Genomic DNA, 15997 nt, shown 5'->3' on the forward strand with positions numbered 1-15997 from the left:
CCTCGAGGGAGAGGGCGAGGGCGCGGGGTTCGGCGAGGGTGTGGGCGACGGCGAGGCCGCGGAGGTGGTGGGTGGCGGACGCGGCGGCGTCGCCGCGGAGTTCGGCGAGGAAGCCGAGTTCGGCGTGGACGAGGTGGTCCCCGGCGAGGGAGGAGACGTCGGCGTAGCCGTCGCGCAGGTGGTGGAGGTGGGTTTCGGCGGCGTCGAGGTCGCCGGAGCGGCGGGCGCCGAGGGCGAGGCCCATTTCGGCGTGGATCTCGCCGTACTTGTAGCCCTGTTCGGTGGCGCTGCGGCGGGCCTGTTCGTGGAGGTCGCGGGCGCGGTCCCAGTCGCCGGCGAGGAGGGCGAGGCGGCCCAAACCGGAGGTGCGGGCGGAGACTTCGGCGGCGAGGTCGAGCTCGCGGGCGATGCGGAGCCCTTCGAGCTGGCGGCGTTCGGCCTCCTCGTAGTCGCCCTTGATCTCGGCGAGGGCGGCGAGCGGGGAGACGGTCTGGAGTTCGCCCCAGCGGTCGCCGATCTCGCGGAAGAGGGCGGCGCTGCGCAGCCCGTCGCGGCCGAGGCCGGCGAGGTCGCCGCGGATGAGGGCGAGGGTGGCGCGCAGGCCGAGGGCGGCAGCGGTGCCCCACTGGTCGCCGGCGGTGGTGAAGAGGTTCAGGGCGCGGTCGTTGAGTTCGGTGCTCCGGTCGGCGGCTCCGGCGCTGAAGAGGCCGTAGGCGCAGAGCCAGAGGGAGCGGGCGCGGCGGACGGGGTCGCAGAGGCCGTCGCCGTCGGGGGCGGGGGCGGCCAGGACGGGGGCGGCGGGCGCGCCGGTGAGGAGGGTGAACGCGGTGTGGAGGAGGGTGAGTTCGGCGTCGTACGCCGAAGGGGCGGCGTCGAGGACGGCGCGCAGGCTGCGGCGGGCCCGGGTGAGGCGGCCGCGCACGAGCCACCACCAGGCGAGCGCGGTGGCGAGGCGTACGGCCTGGGCGGGGGCTCCGGCGGTGGCGCGGCGGAGGGCTTCGTCGAGGGCGGCGAGCAGGTTGCCGGATTCGGTGTCGAGGCGGGTGAGCCAGGTGCGCTGGCAGGTGCTGCGCAGTTCGGGTTCGGCGCGTTCGGCGCGGGCGAGGTAGTGGGTGAGGTGGCGGTCGCGGACGGCGGGGAGGTCCTCCATCTCGTGGAGGCGTTCGGTGGCGTAGGCGGCGACGGATTCCAGGAGGCGGTAGCGCGGGCCGGTGGCGGAGGTGACCACGAGGACGAGGGAGCGGTCGACGAGCCGGATCAGCAGGTCGGCCACTTCGGAGACGGCGACGCCGTCGCCCGCGCAGACGGCTTCGGCGGCCTGGAGGTCGCAGCCGTCGCTGAACGCGGCGAGGCGGCGCAGCACGATGCGTTCGGGGGCGCTGAGCAGTTCCCAGCTCCAGTCGATGACGGCGCGCAGGGTCTGCTGGCGTTCGGGTGCGCCGCGCCGGCCGGAGGTGAGGAGTTGGAAGCGGTCGCCGAGGCGGGTGGCCAACTCGTGGACGCCGAGGGCCCGTACGCGGGTGGCGGCGAGTTCGAGGGCGAGGGGGATGCCGTCGAGGCGGCGGCAGATCTCGGTGACGGCCGACAGGTCGGAGGGAGCGGGGGAGAAGCCGGGGGCCGCTGCGGCGGCGCGCTGGGTGAAGAGCCGGACGGCGTCGTCGGTGGGGAGCGGTTCGACGAGGAAGACCTCCTCGCCGGGCAGGGCGAGCGGTTCCTGGCTGGTGGTCAGCACGCGCAGGCCGGGTGCGGTGCTCAGCAGGAGGGTGGCGAGGTCGGCGGCGGCGTCGACGACGTGTTCGCAGTTGTCGAGGACGAGCAGGGTGCACCGGTCGCGCAGCACGGATGCGAGGTGGTGGGCGGGGGAGGAGGTTCCGGCGCCGGAGACGGGGAGGGCGGCGGGGGCGTGGTCGCTGATGCCGAGGGCTGAGGCGACGACCTGGGCGAGTTCGGTGGCGGTGCCGTGGCGGACGCCGGAGAACTCCACGAACCAGGTGCCGTCGGGCAGGCCCTCGCGGCGGACGGCCTCGGCGGCGGCGACGGCGAGACGGGTCTTGCCGACGCCGCCCGGGCCGCTGAGGGTCACCAGGCGGGCGGTGCGCAGGAGTTGGGCGAGGTGGGCGAGGGCCTCGTCGCGCCCGATGAGCGGGGTGAGGGCGACGGGCAGGTTGGAGGAGGCGGCGGCGGGCGCGGGCGGTGGCGGGGGAGCGGCGGCGTTGAGTTCCGGGGCCTGGCGCAGTACCGCCTGGTGGAGCGCGGCGAGTTCGGGGCTCGGGTCGACGCCGAGGTCGTCGAGGAGGCGTGCGCGCAGGTCCTCGTACGCGGCGAGGGCCTCGCTCTGGCGGCCCGCCGCGTACAGGGCCCGGATCTGGAGGGCGCGCAGGCGTTCGCGCAGGGGGTGGCGGGCCGTCAGGTCGGCGAGTTCTCCGGCGAGGAGGGTGTGGTCGCCGGCGGCGAGGCGTGCCTCGGCCTGTTCCTCGAGGACGGACAGCCGCTGTTCGGTGAGGCGCTGCGCGGCGGCGCGGACGAACTCCTGGTCGGCGAAGTCGGCGTAGGCGGGCCCGCGCCACAGGTCGAGGGCCTCGGTGAGCAGCGCGGCGCGGGTGGCCGGGTCGGCGGCGTCGCGGGCGCGCCCGACGAGGCCGAGGAAGCGGGCGGCGTCGATCTCGTCGGTGGCGGCGTCGAGTTGGAGGCGGTAGCCGGCGGGCTGGTGCACCACGTGGTCGCGGCCGAGCGCCCGGCGCAGCTGGGAGACCTTGGCCTGCAGGGCGCCCGCGGGCCGCCCGGGCGGGCGGTCGCCCCAGAGGTCGTGGATGAGGCGGTCCGCGGGGACCGGGCCGCCGTCGTGTGCGAGCAGGTCGGCGAGCAGCGCCCGGACCTTCGTCTCCGGAACGCTGATGGCCACCCCGTCGTCGTCCCACACCGTCAGTGGGCCGAGCACCCCAAACCGCATGCGCGTCAATGTACGTCACGGGGCCCGTGGTTCTCGACGGCCACCCAGGTCAGAGCCGTACGGGAGGGGCCCGAAGCGGCCGTCAGCCGGTCCGAAGGTTTCCCGAAGCGGCCGGGCGCACAGTCGTATCGGCCGGTCGCAGCACGCGTTCCCGGCACGGGTGCGGGAGCACGAGCGTGGGAGGGAGCGGGAGCATGACCAGGTACGCGGGCCGTACGGCCGTCGTGGTCGGGGAGGCCACCGCGATCGGGCTGGCCATCGCCAAGCGCCTGGTGGAGGGCGGCGCCCGGGTCGTGCTGACCGCTCCGTCCGCCGAGGAGCGCCGGGCGCTGGGGTCCGAACTCGGCTCCAGTGCCCGGGTGGTGGCCGCGTCCGAGCTGACGGCCCGCCTCGGCCCCGGGGACGGTGTGGACCTGCTGTTCGCCGACACCGCTGCCACCGCCCGGCCGCTGCTGGCGCACCTGAGGGACGGCGGCGCGGTCGTGCTGACGGCGGCGGGCCAGCCGTCCGCCGCCGTGCGTGCGCTCGCGGGGGAGCTGGTCTCCCGGGGCGTGCGCGTCAACGCCGTGGCGCCGGGCTGTATCGAGGTGCCCGGCGGGGCACCCGTACCACCCCTGCCGCCGCTGGGCCGTCTCGGCGCCGCCGAGGAGGTGGCCCGGGCCGCGCTGTTCCTGGCCACCGAGGCGACGTTCACCACCGGAGTCCGCCTGCCGGTCGACGGCGGGCTCGGTTCCCCGTAGGACGACCTCCCCTCACCGAACCCCGAACCCCCGTCCGCGACAACCCTGGAGCACTTCCATGAGCACCGCAGCCGATTCGGCGGCGAAGACCGACCAGACGGCGGCACAGCAGGACACAGAGGCGCAGAAGCTGCCCATGTTCGCCCTGCTGGCCCTCGCGACCGCCGTCTTCATCACGAGCCTCACCGAGACCCTGCCCGCCGGTCTGCTCCCGGCGATGAGCCGCGACCTGGGTGTGAGCGAGTCCGCGACCGGGCAGACGGTCACGATCTACGCGCTCGGCACCGCGCTGACCGCGATCCCGCTGACGGCGCTGACCTCCGCCTGGCGCCGCAAGCGGCTGCTGCTGACGTCCATGGCGGGCTTCGCCGTCGCCAACACCGTCACGGCCGTCTCCTCCGCCTACGGCCTGACCATGGTGGCCCGCTTCGTCGCCGGAATCGCGGCGGGCGTGGCCTGGGCGCTGCTGGCCGGGTACGCGCGCCGGCTGGCCCCGCCGCACCTGCAGGGCCGGGCGATCGCGGTGGCGATGGCGGGTATCCCGGTGGCGCTGTCGCTGGGCGTGCCGGCGGGCACCTTCCTGGGGAAGGTCTCCGGCTGGCGGGTGGCCTTCCTGGTGATGACGGTGCTGACCGTGCTGCTGCTGGCCTGGATCGTGGCCGCCGTACCGGACTTCCCGGGGCAGGAGCGCGGTGAGCGGCCGAAGATGCTGCACGCCCTGCGCGTGCCGGGCGTGGCGGCGATCCTGTTCGTCACCCTGGTCTTCGTGCTGGCGCACACCATCATCTACGCGTACATCGCCTCCTTCCTGGACGACCTCGGCATCGGCGGGAACACCGACCTGGTGCTGCTGGTGTTCGGCGCGGCCTCGCTGGCGAGCATCTGGATCGTCGGCGCGCAGATCCACCGGCGGCTGCGGGCGCTGACGGTGGCCAGTTCGCTGCTGGTCGCGGTGGCCGCGGCGGTGCTGGCCCTGCTGGCCGACCAGACGGCGCTGGTGTACGTGGCGGCCGTGCTGTGGGGTCTGGGCTGGGGCGGGGTGCCGACCCTGCTGCAGACGGCGGCCGGTGAGGCGGGCGGCGAGGAGGCCGCCGACGCGGCGCAGGCCATGCTGGTGACGCTGTGGAACGTGGCGATGGCGGGCGGCGGCGTGATCGGCGGCGTGCTGCTGGACGTGAGCGGGGCGGACGCCCTGCCGTGGAGCGTGCTGCTGCTGATGCTGCCGGTGATCGCCGTGGTGGTGCTCGCCCGCGGCCACGGGTTCCCCGTCAGGAGGCCGGCCGCGTAGGGGATCCCGGAGACCGGACGTACGCGAGCGCTCGACACCCTGGAGGCGCGCCGCCGCTGACGCCGCGTACGGTCGGCCCGAGAACGGACCGCCGAAGGCATCCCCCGGCCTTCGGCGGTCGTCGGCGTTTTTCCCACGGGTGGTTTGTTCATGAAGTTTTTACAGTTCCGGGTCGAACCCGGGGTGGGGGATCGATTTCGGGCCGAACTGAGATTTCTGCCTCCGTTCCCCTTCGTCCTCCCGCAACAATCGTCCGTGTTCGCCCAGCTCAGCGTGCGAAGTCCCGAAGTCCGTACGGTCGAAGGACAGGAATGTCCCTTCGCAGGTATTTTGTTGGCCGTACAAGTTGCACGATGCACCGACCCCGACCCGTACCCAGACCTCGGTGCGGGCGTCTGCGGGCGTCGGCGGGCGTTGCGAGATACGAGGGGGCTCAGCGTTATGTTGTCGAGTGGGACGCGCGCGGCAACGGGTGAAGACGCGCAAATGCGGGGTTTCGTGGAGGACGTCTTCCGCTCGCTCCACCGGGTGGAACAACGCCGCTGGGCGCGGGCCTATCTGTGGGGCCTGGTGCACGGCTCCGGCCGCAAGACGCCCCGGCGTCTGGCCCGCTTCGGCGCCCTGCCGCCGGCGGCGGTGCACGGGCTGCACCAGTTCATCAACGTCAGCCCCTGGGACTGGCAGCCGGTGCGCCGCCGGCTCGCCGAGCGCGTGGCCGCCGTGGCGGCGCCCTTCGCCTGGACGGTGGCCGAACTCGCCATCCCCAAGAGCGGTGACCACTCGGTGGGCGTGCACGCCCGGACGGACCCGGCGACCGGGCAGCGGGTGCACGGCCAGCGGGCGCTGGGCCTGTTCCTGGTCGCGGAGGGCCGCGCCTTCCCGGTGGACTGGAGCCTGCTGCTCGGCGGCGCCTGGGAGCGGGACGAGGAGCTCAGACGGCGCGCCCGGATACCGGAGGCGGAGACCGCCCGCCCGGCCGGCGCCCACGTCCTCGAGCAGGCCGTGCGGGCCGTGGCCCTGCCGAGCCTCGCCGCCCTGCCCTGGGTGCTGGACCTCACCGGGTACGAGGAGGCGGCCGGCGTGCTCGCGGGCCTGGCGAGGGAGCGGCTGGACGTGGTGTGCGAGGTCGACCCCGGCCAGGTCGTCCTCGCGGGGCGGCACTCGCCGAGGGTGAGCACCGTCGGCGCGCTGATGGGCATCCGGCACGCCCGGCAGTCGCAGATGATGACGCGCCAGACCCCGGACGGGCGCACCAACGTGGTGCCGATCCGCGCCTACGCGGGCACCGTACGGCTTCCGCAGCAGACGGGCGCCGACGGCGCCGGGCGCACCTACCGCATCCTGGAGCGGTCCGCCGTGGACGGCCAGCTGCCGTCCCGGTACTGGATCACCAGCCTGACCGAGCAGTCGGTGGACCAGGTGTTCGCCCTGGTGCGCGGCCGCAGCGCCGCCCTGTCGGCCCTCTCGGTCCTGGAGGAACGTTTCGGCGCCCTGGACTTCGAGGGCCGCTCCTACCCGGGCTGGCACCACCACATGACGATGGCCTCGGCCGCGTACGTCCACCAGCACCTCGACGGCGCCCCCGCCGTCCTCCCGCGCCAGTGGTCCCCGCCCGAGGCCGCGATCGGCGCCGCCGCGGGCTGACGGGCACCGGGCGGAAGAGGGGGGACCGGGGGAGCCGAGGGAGAGGGGACGACTGCAATGACGAACGTACTCGTGGTGGAGGGGGACGTCTCCGCCGCGGAGGCCATGGAGCACGACCTGCGCAGACAGGGCTACACCACGCGCAGCGTCGACACCGGAGCCCGGGCGCTGCGCGCCGCCCGCGACGCCGACCTGGTGCTGCTCTCACTGGAACTCGCCGACGTCGACGGGCTGGAGGTCTGCCGCTCGGTGCGCAGCGGTGCGGACACCCCGCTGATCGCCGTCACCGACCGCGACGACGGCCTCGAGCGGGTGCTCGCGCTGCGCGCCGGCGCGGACGACTGCGTGGTGCGGACCTGGGGGTTCCGGGAGATCGGTGCGCGGATCGACGCCGTGCTGCGCCGCTCCCGGGGCGCGGCCGCCGCCGGGGCGCGGGCCATCTCGCTGCGCCCGCTGCACATCGACCCGCTCCGGCGGGAGGTGCGGCTGCACGACCGGGTGGTGCCCGTCACCTCGAAGGAGTTCGACCTGCTGCACGCGCTGGCCGTCAATCCCGAGACGGTCGTCTCGCGTACCGAGCTGATGGCGACGGTGTGGGACAGCAACTGGGCCTGCACCAGCCGCACCATCGACACGCACGTCAGCAGCCTGCGGGCGAAGCTCGGCAGCGGCCGGTGGATCACCACCGTGCGCGGGGTGGGGTACCGGATGGGGTACGCGGGCGGGCGCGCCCCGGAGGTCCTGGACACCTCGGAGATGCCCGAGGCGTCGTAGGTCCGCCGCCACGAAGGGCCCGGGCGTAGGTGCCCGGGCCCTTCGCGCTGTTCGTCAGACCCCTGCGGTCTCCAGCCGCCGCAGCAGCGGGTGCGCCTCGCCCGCGTCCGCGCCGGGCAGGGCGCGGCGGGCCCACCAGGCGGAGGCCAGGTTGGAGGTGAGCAGGGTGCGGCCGGGTTCGCGCCGGGCCAGCTCCTCCAGGGCGGCGAGGGTGGCCATGCCCGTGCCCGTGAACAGCAGGGCGGTGTCCTTCGGGTAGGTGCTCGCGTCGAGCCGGTCCAGGATCGCGGCGGTGGTCACCCGGTACGGGTCGTGCTCCTCGTCGCTGCTGCCGCTGCCGCTGCCGCTGCCGCCGCTGCCGGGCACCGGGACGGTCACCACCCCGTCGACGGTCAGGCCCGCGCGCTCCCAGAAGCCGCGCGAGGTGTCGGTCAGCCAGGGCTGGTAGGGCGAGACGAGGGTGAGCCGGCGGATGCCCAGGGCTTCGCAGGCGGCCAGGGTGGCCCGGGTCGAGGAGTACACCGGGTACCCGGCGCGCTCGGACAGGTCCTCGCAGAAGGCGCGGTCGCCGTCCGGGCCCAGCAGGTAGTGCGAGGCGCTGCAGGCCACCACGGCCCCGTCCAGGCGCATCCCGCCGAAGAGGCCGAGGGTGTCGGGCAGGACGCGGTTGTAGGACTCCAGCATGTCCAGGAGGTCCAGGCCCGGCGTCACCGGGAAGCGGGCCGTGTACACGTTGACGCGGTGGCCGAAGAGGGCGGCGAACTCCGGTTCCGCGGTGGGGTTCTCGGGCGGGACGACGAGTCCGAGCCGGGGCAGTGGGAGAAGGTCCATGAACGGCACGGTAGGCGCCGGGCCGCCGAAATCGCCGGTGTTTTGCGAACGGTCCACGCCGTCCTTGCACGGCCTGTCCTTCCTGACAATTCCTGACAGTAATCAACATCCTTTTTACGCGGCCGTCATTGCCTTCGACCGGCCGCACCGGGGAGGCTGTTGATCAGCGCCGCCGCAACCGTTCCCGGATTGCGGTTCACCGAATGCCTCCGGAAACGGGGAGCGAATTCCCCGCCCGGAACAAGGAGTGGACGGAAATGGCAGCAGTGGAAGACCACGAGAAACTCCCGAACCCGCCCCGGATATCGGACGCGACGCTTCGCGACTCCGCACACATGGCCGGAGTCGAGTTCGGGCCGAAGGACGCGGCCGCCATCGCCCGCCTGCTGGTGCGTACCGGCGTCGAGCTGGTCGAGGTCGGCATGGTCTCCGGCCCGGGCTCCAAGGACGCCCACCTGGTGGAGGCCGTGCACGAGACCGTGGGCCCCGAGCGCGGCATGACGCTCGTGGTGGTGCGCGACCGCCAGCAGGTGGCCCGGGCCCTGGACGAGGCCGAGCGCCTGGGCGTGCGCCACGTCATGTACTCCATCCCCACCTCCGAGCAGCACGCCAAGCTCAAGCTGGGCTCACCGAGCGCCAAGTTCCTGAACACGCTGGCCCGTTCGGCGATCACCCAGGCCAAGGAGCGCGGCTTCCACGTCACCTTCAGCGGTGAGGACGGTGCCCGCACCCCCAAGGAGCGGCTCGTCCCGTACGTCACCGCCGGCTTCGAGGCCGGGGCCGACCGGTTCCGGCTCGCCGAGACCGTCGCCTACCTGTCGCCCTGGCAGATGGAGAAGGTGATCGGCGAACTCACCGCCATCGACGGCTCCGAGATCGAGATCCACTCCCACAACATGCTCGGCATGGCCGTGGCCAACTCCCTGGCCGCCGTGCGCGCCGGGGCGCGGTGGATCTCGGCGACGGTCGGCGGCATCGGCGAGCGGGGCGGCAACGCGCCCCTGGCCGAGCTGCTCACCTCGCTGCGGATCGTCCACGGCGACACCCGCTTCGACCTGACCCACCTCACCGAGCTGTCCCGCCTGGCGCTGACCGGCGCGGGCCTCGGCGAGGCGTTCCAGTCCGGGCCCACCACCGAGCACGCTTTCGCCTACGAGCTGCCCGGCCAGCTCACCCACCCGGAGGCGTACGAGACCCTGCCCGCCGAACTCGTCGGCAACAGCCGGGAGTTGCGGGTGCGCACCCGGCTTACCCCGGCGCTCGTCCGGTGGGCGCTGGCCGACTCCGGGATCGACGTCGACGCCGACGGGCTCACCGGCTGGCTGATCGAGCGCCAGGAGCGCTCCGGCGCCCCGCTCCTGGACCGCGACGCGGTCCGCAAGGCCGCGATCGACTACCAGGCCGCCTGAACAACAACCCCTCTGCAAGGAAACGGAGTTCCACCATGACCACCGCCACCCTCTCCGGCGCCTGCCCGGAGTGCGAGACCGACCTGACCGTCCCCCCGGTCGTCCAGGGCGAGACCCTCTCCTGCCCGGAATGCCTCCTCACCCTGCGGGTCGAGGAGATCACGGACGGGCGGCTGACCCTGGAGATGGTCGAGGTCCAGCTGCGCGACTGGGGCCAGTGAGATGGCCCGTCACGTCGCTCTGGTCGCCGACCGGATCGCCTGGGAGGAGCGCCAACTCATCCAGCAGGCCGACGAGTTCGGCCTGAGCATCGACTGGGTCAACGACGAGTCCCTGTGCCTGGGCCACCCCGGGGCGCCGTCCCTGCGCGGCTACGAGGCCGTGCTGGTGCGCAGCCGCAGCTACACCCGGGGCGGCCTGGTCGCCAGCCTCGCCGAGGCGGCCGGGGCGCGCGTCCTCAACACCGCCCGGGCGATCCACGCCTGCGAGAACAAGGCCGAGCTGCGCATCCTGCTGCGCGCCGCCGGCGTACCGGTGCCGGACTTCCGGCTGGTGCTCTCCCGCAAGGACTTCGAGCAGGCGCTCACCGAGATCGAGCTGCCCGTCGTCCTCAAGCCGGTCTTCGGCGGCATGGGCAAGCGCGTCACCCTCATTCGGCACTCCGACACCGCCCAGTCCGTCTACGACTACGTCGAGGACCTCGGCCACGCCTTCGAGCAGGCGTGCCTGGTCGAGCCGTACCTCGGCGGCGGCACCTCGGTGCGCTGCCTGGTCGTCGGCCACGAGCTGGTCGGCGCCGCCGAGTTCGCCAGCGGCGGCACCGACTGGCGCAACAACGCCGCGCTGGGCAACGACAGCCGGGCCCTCGCCCACGACCCCGAGGTCGTCAAGATCGTCGAGGCCGTGACGGCCGAACTCGGCCCGGGCATCTACGGCGTCGACCTGTTCCGCACCGACGACGGCTTCCTCGTCAACGAGGTCAACCACGCCCCCGGCTTCCGGGCCGTGGCCACCACCACCGGCGCGGACGTCCCCTCGGCCGTCGGCCGCTACGTGCAGGAGCTCCTCTCATGATCCGCGCAGGAGTCGTCGGCGCCTCAGGGCTCGCCGGCGGCGATCTCATCAGACTGATCACCCAGCACCCCGACCTGGAGCTGACCTTCCTCGGCGGCTCCTCCAACATCGGCCGCCGCCCGGCCGAGCTGCACCCCAACCTGCGCATCGACAACGGCCTGACGGTGCAGCCGGTCACCGACGACGTCGCCGGCAAGGTCGACGTCCTCTTCCTGGCCACGCCCGCGCCCGTCTCCGCCGAGCTGGCCGCGCGCTTCGCCGACCGCGTCCCGGCGATCATCGACCTCAGCGGCGCCTTCCGCATCCGCTCCCAGGAGCGGCACGAGCGGTGGTACCCGAAGGTCGCGCGCCGCGCCGACCTCGCCGACCGGTTCGTCTACGGCGTCCCGGAGCTGGTCGGCGACCAGCTCGCCGACGCGGCGCTGATCTCCCTGCCCGGCTGCTACGCCACCTCCATCACCCTGGGCCTGGCCCCGCTGACCCTCGGCCTCGGCCTGAACCTCAGGACCGTGGTCGTGGACGGCAAGAGCGGCTCCAGCGGCGGCGGCGTCCACCTGCGCACCGCCGACCTGCACCCCTACCGCAACGGCGCCATCGCCCCGTACGCGCCCACCGGCCACCGGCACGCGGCCGAGGTCGCCGACTTCCTGGAGCGCAGCAAGCCCGGCACGGTCGGCTCGCTGAGCATGTCCGCGTACGGCGTCTCGCACGTGCGCGGGCTGCTCACCAGCAGCTACGTCTTCACCGACGACGCCGTCGACCAGCGCACCCTGCAACGGGCCTACCTGCGCTTCTACAAGGGGCACCGGTTCGTCCGGGTGCGCCGGCACACCGAGACGCTGATCCCGGTGCCGGACCCGCAGGCCGTCCTCGGCTCCAACTACTGCGACGTGACGGCCCTCCTCGACGAGGAGGGCGGGCGGATCGTCGTCCTCGCCGCCCTGGACAACCTGGTCAAGGGCGCGGCCGGGCAGGCCGTACAGGCCGCCAACCTCCGCTTCGCACTGCCCGAGGAGACGGGACTGACCATGCAGCCGGTGATGCCCGCATGAGCACCGACCACGCCCCCGCCGTCGTCAAGCTCGGCGGCAGCTGCCTGGACGGCCTGGACGGCGCCTGGTGGGACGACCTGGCCGAGCTGGGCCGCAGCCGTCCGCTCGTCCTGGTGCACGGCTGGTCCAAGCCGCTGCGCGAGCACCACGCCCGCTACCGCGAGCCCTCGGCGATCCTGCGCGACCGGTACGGCAACCAGAGCCGCTGGACCACGCCCGAGGTGATCGAGGACATCAGGACCGTCAGCGCCCGCCTCGGCGCCGAGGTGCTCGACCGGCTGGAGCGGCGCGGCCTCGAGGCCGCGCGGCTGCTCGGCAGCGACGGGCTGCTGACGGCCGGCGAGGCCGAGCGCTGGTGGTGGCAGGGCAAGCAGCTCGTCGAGCTGGAGAACCTGGTCGGCCCGGTCCGCGAGGCGGACCCCACCCTGCTCAAGGGCCTGGAGCCCGGCCAGGCCAGGCTCGTCACCCCGCTGGCCCGCAACGCCGCCGGGCGGGAGGTCAACACCGACGCCGACCGGGCCGCCGCCGCCCTCGCCGGGGCCGTCGGCGCGCCCGAGCTGGTGCTGGTGACCGACGTCGCCCACCTGCTGATCGACGGCGAGCCGGTGCGCGAGATCGGCGCCGAGGCCGCCGCCGCGTTCCGCGACAAGGGCGCCACCGGCGGCATGCGCAAGAAGCTGCGCGCCGCCGGGGAAGCCCTGGAGCGCGGCGCGGGGCGGGTCGTCATCGGCAGCGCGCCCGTCAGCGAGCTGCTCGCCGGCCGTACCGGCACCGTCATCGAGCGAACGGGAGGAGGACGGTCATGACGAAGCCCCGCGTTCTGGTGGTCGACAACGGAACCCTGTCCCTGCCCCAACTGCGGCGCCGCTTCGAGGACCTGGGCTCGGAGACCGAGGCCGTCGACGCCCTGTCCGTGCCGTCGAGCCTGGACGGCCGCTACCAGGCGATCGTGCTCAGCGGTACCAAGGTGCGGGCCTACGACCTCGACCACTACAGGCCGCTGGTCGACCTGATCCTCTCCTCCGACGTGCCGGTCTTCGGCATCTGCGGCGGCATGCAGATCCTCGCCGTCTCCGCCGGGGGCCGCCTCGCCGAGGGACCGCAGCGCGTCGGCGGCTACGAGGTGCAGGTCGACACGACCGAGCCGCTGTTCAGCCACGTCGAACCGAAAGTGACGGTGTTCCACCGGCACACCCTCTACCTCCAGGAGGCCCCCGAGGGCTTCCGCTCCATCGGCCGCTCCGAGCACGCGCCCGTGGAGTTCCTGCGCAGCGAGGACGGCCGGATCCTGGGCGCCCAGGCGCACCTGGAGTTCCGCAGCGACGGCCTGCGGATCCTGCGCGGCTTCACCGAGCTGTACCGCTGACCCCACTCACCCCTCAGGCAAGGACGAACCGATGAGCATTCCGGAAGACGTGCAGGAGCCCGCCTTCGTCACCCACCTCAACGGCAGCGGCGGCGCCATCAAGGGCTGGGTCGTCGTCGACTCGCTCGTCGACGGCCTCGCCATGGGCGGGGTGCGGATGACCCCCGGGGTGACCGAGGAGGAGGTCCGGGGCCTCGCCCGCGACATGACCGACAAGTTCACCCTCGCCGGGCTGCGCATCGGCGGCGCCAAGGGCGGCATCGTCTCCGACGGCACCGACCGCGACCAGACCTTCCGCACCTTCGGCCGCACCGTCAAGCCCCTGCTGCACGGCGGCATCCACCTCGGCATCGACATGGGCGTCACCTCCGCCGACCGGGCCGTCTTCTTCGCCGAGGCCGGGTACGACCCGCGCTACCGGCTCGGCGCCCCGGACATGCCGATCGACTGGCGCACCTACTACGAGCCGCTGATCGACGTCACCGGCCACGGCGTCGGCGTCGCCGCCGTCACCGCCCTGGAGGCGCGCGGGCACACCGAGAAGGCCCGGGTCGTGGTGCAGGGCTTCGGCACGGTGGGCCGCTCGGTCGCGAAGTTCCTGGAGGAGCGCGGGCACATCGTCGTGGGCGTGGCCGACATCGACGGCACGATCAGCGCCGACCGGCTTCCGGTCGCCGAACTGCTCGCCATCACCGACGAGTTCGGGCGCATCGACCGCTCCCGCCTGCCGCAGGGCGTCACCCTCTCCACCGAGCCGGACGCCTGGCTCGACCTCGACGCCGACCTGCTCGTCCTCGCGGCGCAGAAGTACGCGCTCGGCGCCGAGAACGCCCACCGGCTGCGGGCCGGACTGGTCGTCGAGGGCGCCAACCTCGGCTCCAGCGCCGCGGCCAAGGAGAAGGTGGCCGCCTCGGGCGCCGCCCTGGTGCCGGGCGTGATCGCCAACATCGGCGGGGCCGCGTCCGCCGCCCTGGCCGTCACCCGGGTCGTCCCCTTCGACCTGGAGGCGGAGGCCCGCAAGACGTGGGTCTTCGACTGGGTCGGCGACCGCGTGCGGCGCAACACCCGGGACCTGCTGGAGATCGCCGCCGGCCGGGCGGGCGACCCGCTGCCCGAACTGCTGGAGGCCCGCCGCAAGGACCGCCTGAAGGACGGCTCGTGACCGCGCCCGCAGCCGTCCCGGCCGCCGCCGTCCGTGCCACCACCAGGGAGCAGGCCGCCGAGTACCGAAGCCGAGGCTGGTGGCGCGAGGAGACCTTCCTCGACGACCTCCACCGCCAGGCCCGCGAGCGCCCCCACAAGCTCGCCATCGCCGCCCGCCGCGTCGCCGAGGCGCGCACCGACACCCTGGACTACGCCGAACTCGCCCGCCTCACCGACCGGTTCGCCCTCGCGCTGCTGCGCCTGGGCGTGCGCCGGGGCGACGTCGTCGCCGTCCAGCTGCCCAACCGGTGGGAGATGGTGCCGCTGCTGTTCGCAAGCCTGCGCGTCGGGGCGGTCATCTGCCCGATCTCGCCGGTCTGCCCGGAGGAGGAGCTGCGCCACCGCCTCGGCCTGACCGAGGCCCGGGTGGTCGTCACCCTGCCCGAGTGGGACGGCACCCCGCTGGCGCGGATCGTCACCGGCCTGAAGGCCGAACTGCCCTCGCTCGCCCACGTCGCCGTGGTGGACGGCCCGGTGCCCGACGGCGCGCTCTCCTTCCACGGCCACTTCGTCGCCCCGGCGTACGAAGAGGCCGACGGGACGGGCGAGTTGGACGGGCTGGCGCTGAGCGCCGACGAGCCGTTCGTGGTGCTGTTCACCTCCGGCACCACCGGCGAGTCCAAGGGCGTCCTGCACAGCCAGAACACCGTCCACTCCGCCGTGCGCGGCTACGTCGACGCCTTCGGCTTCGGCACGAACGGTGACTGGACGGCCGCCGTCTCCACCCCGCTCGTCCACTACTCCGGCTTCGCGCAGGGCATCCTCGCGGGTGTCCTGCTCGGCGGCACCGTCGCCTTCCAGGACGTCCGCGCCAACGAGGCGCTGCTCGATCTGGTGGAGCGCTACGGCGCCACCCTGCTGTACGGCCCGCCGGCCACCCTCTCCGACGTCGCCGCCTCCCAGCGCGAGCGCAGGCGCGACACCAGCAGCCTGCAGCACGTCGTCATCGGTTCGGCGCAGGTCCTCCAGACTCTCGCCGACGAGGTGCACGAGACCCTCGGTGCGCGTACGTACTCGCTGTGGGGCATGTCGGAGAACGGCCCGGTCACCATGACCGGGCCCGCCGACCCCGAGGACTGGGCCGCCCACAGCAACGGCCGCCCGATCGAGGCCATGAGCACCCGCATCGAGGGCACGGCTGAGGGCACGGCCGGCGGTGCCGGGCGCCTCAAGGTGCGCGGCGCCTCCCTCGCCCTCGGCTACTACCGGCGCCAGGAGGTCTTCGACGCCGAGTTCGACGCCGAGGGCTGGTTCGACACCGGGGACCTCGCCCGCGAGGACGGCCGTGGGGGCCTGCGCATCATCGGCCGGGCCCGCGACGCCGTCGTGCGCGGCGGGCTGGTCGCACCCACGACCGAGCTGGAGGCCGTCATCGGCGGCCACCCCAAGGCCCTCGAGGCGGCGCTGGTCGGCCTGCCCGGCATCGCGGAGGGCGCTGATCCCGTGATCCTCGCCGTCGTCGTCCCGCGCGGCGAGCAGGGCGGCCCGACGCTCGACGAAGTCCGCGCCCGGGTACGCGAGTCGGGCCACGACGAGCGCTTCCTGCCCGAGCGGGTGGAGCTGCTGCCCGCGCTGCCCAAGACCCTCACCGGCAAGGTCCGCAAGGCCGAGCTGCGCGAGCGGTACGGGGCTCCGAAAGAGAGGGCCTAGGTGGGCACCGTGACCG

Annotated in this window: 14 protein-coding genes; 12 read left to right on the forward strand and 2 right to left on the reverse strand. The window is 73.9% G+C overall.

All coding sequences use genetic code 11. The annotated features are described in order from the left end of the window. Nucleotides 1-2950, reverse strand: a 2950-nt coding sequence (locus IH61_RS0114685) for a BTAD domain-containing putative transcriptional regulator (protein WP_031069647.1), incomplete at its 3' end; no start/stop codon positions are given. 194 nt (nt 2951-3144) lie between these two features. Here IH61_RS0114685 and IH61_RS0114690 point away from each other — a divergent pair. The 4 genes from IH61_RS0114690 to IH61_RS0114710 all read left to right on the forward strand — a co-directional run bounded on the left by IH61_RS0114690 (nt 3145) and on the right by IH61_RS0114710 (nt 7396). Further along, nucleotides 3145-3690, forward strand: a complete 546-nt coding sequence (locus IH61_RS0114690) for an SDR family NAD(P)-dependent oxidoreductase (RefSeq protein ID WP_031069649.1) — start codon at nt 3145-3147, stop codon at nt 3688-3690. 58 nt (nt 3691-3748) lie between these two features. Continuing rightward, complete coding sequence (locus IH61_RS0114695; RefSeq protein ID WP_031069651.1) at nt 3749-4978, forward strand: MFS transporter; 1230 nt, start codon at nt 3749-3751, stop codon at nt 4976-4978. Between the two features lie 441 nt (nt 4979-5419). Beyond that, the gene (locus IH61_RS0114700) at nt 5420-6622 is read left to right on the forward strand and encodes an IS701 family transposase (RefSeq protein WP_420713922.1); all 1203 of its coding nucleotides are present in this window, start codon (nt 5420-5422) and stop codon (nt 6620-6622) included. Between the two features lie 57 nt (nt 6623-6679). Further along, on the forward strand, nt 6680-7396 hold the full coding sequence (locus tag IH61_RS0114710; RefSeq protein ID WP_051837057.1) for a response regulator transcription factor: 717 nt from the start codon (nt 6680-6682) through the stop codon (nt 7394-7396). Between the two features lie 54 nt (nt 7397-7450). Here the strand turns inward: IH61_RS0114710 and IH61_RS0114715 are convergent, their stop codons facing one another. Beyond that, nucleotides 7451-8227 (reverse strand): arylmalonate decarboxylase, encoded by a 777-nt coding sequence (locus IH61_RS0114715; protein WP_031069658.1) that lies wholly within the window; start codon nt 8225-8227, stop codon nt 7451-7453. Nucleotides 8228-8484: 257 nt separating this feature from the next. Here IH61_RS0114715 and IH61_RS0114720 point away from each other — a divergent pair, with 257 nt between their 5' ends. Genes IH61_RS0114720 through IH61_RS0114755 form a run of 8 tightly spaced genes read left to right on the forward strand, consistent with a single transcriptional unit; the run spans nt 8485 to nt 15981 of the window. After that, nucleotides 8485-9636, forward strand: coding sequence for an isopropylmalate synthase (locus IH61_RS0114720; RefSeq protein WP_078911104.1), 1152 nt, complete (start codon nt 8485-8487; stop codon nt 9634-9636). 35 nt (nt 9637-9671) lie between these two features. Continuing rightward, the gene (locus IH61_RS0114725) at nt 9672-9857 is read left to right on the forward strand and encodes a hypothetical protein (RefSeq protein ID WP_031069661.1); all 186 of its coding nucleotides are present in this window, start codon (nt 9672-9674) and stop codon (nt 9855-9857) included. Nucleotide 9858: 1 nt separating this feature from the next. Further along, the gene (locus IH61_RS0114730) at nt 9859-10710 is read left to right on the forward strand and encodes an ATP-grasp domain-containing protein (protein WP_031069663.1); all 852 of its coding nucleotides are present in this window, start codon (nt 9859-9861) and stop codon (nt 10708-10710) included. Further along, nucleotides 10707-11762: an N-acetyl-gamma-glutamyl-phosphate reductase gene (gene argC / locus IH61_RS0114735; RefSeq protein WP_031069665.1), complete on the forward strand. Its 1056-nt coding sequence runs from the start codon at nt 10707-10709 to the stop codon at nt 11760-11762. Before IH61_RS0114730 ends, argC begins: the two co-directional genes overlap by 4 nt. Further along, nucleotides 11759-12568, forward strand: coding sequence for an acetylglutamate kinase (locus IH61_RS0114740; protein WP_031069667.1), 810 nt, complete (start codon nt 11759-11761; stop codon nt 12566-12568). The genes argC and IH61_RS0114740 overlap by 4 nt, the downstream gene beginning before the upstream one ends. Next, entirely contained in the window at nt 12565-13128 is a 564-nt protein-coding gene (locus tag IH61_RS0114745; RefSeq protein ID WP_031069668.1) for a type 1 glutamine amidotransferase, read from the forward strand. Before IH61_RS0114740 ends, IH61_RS0114745 begins: the two co-directional genes overlap by 4 nt. 31 nt (nt 13129-13159) lie before the next feature. Next, nucleotides 13160-14290, forward strand: coding sequence for a Glu/Leu/Phe/Val dehydrogenase dimerization domain-containing protein (locus tag IH61_RS0114750; RefSeq protein WP_051837059.1), 1131 nt, complete (start codon nt 13160-13162; stop codon nt 14288-14290). Continuing rightward, nucleotides 14287-15981 (forward strand): AMP-binding protein, encoded by a 1695-nt coding sequence (locus IH61_RS0114755; protein WP_037972726.1) that lies wholly within the window; start codon nt 14287-14289, stop codon nt 15979-15981. Before IH61_RS0114750 ends, IH61_RS0114755 begins: the two co-directional genes overlap by 4 nt. The last annotated feature ends 16 nt before the right edge of the window (nt 15982-15997 follow it).

Source organism: Streptomyces sp. NRRL WC-3742 (assembly GCF_000720635.1).
In the GTDB taxonomy this organism is placed as follows: Bacteria; Actinomycetota; Actinomycetes; order Streptomycetales; family Streptomycetaceae; genus Kitasatospora.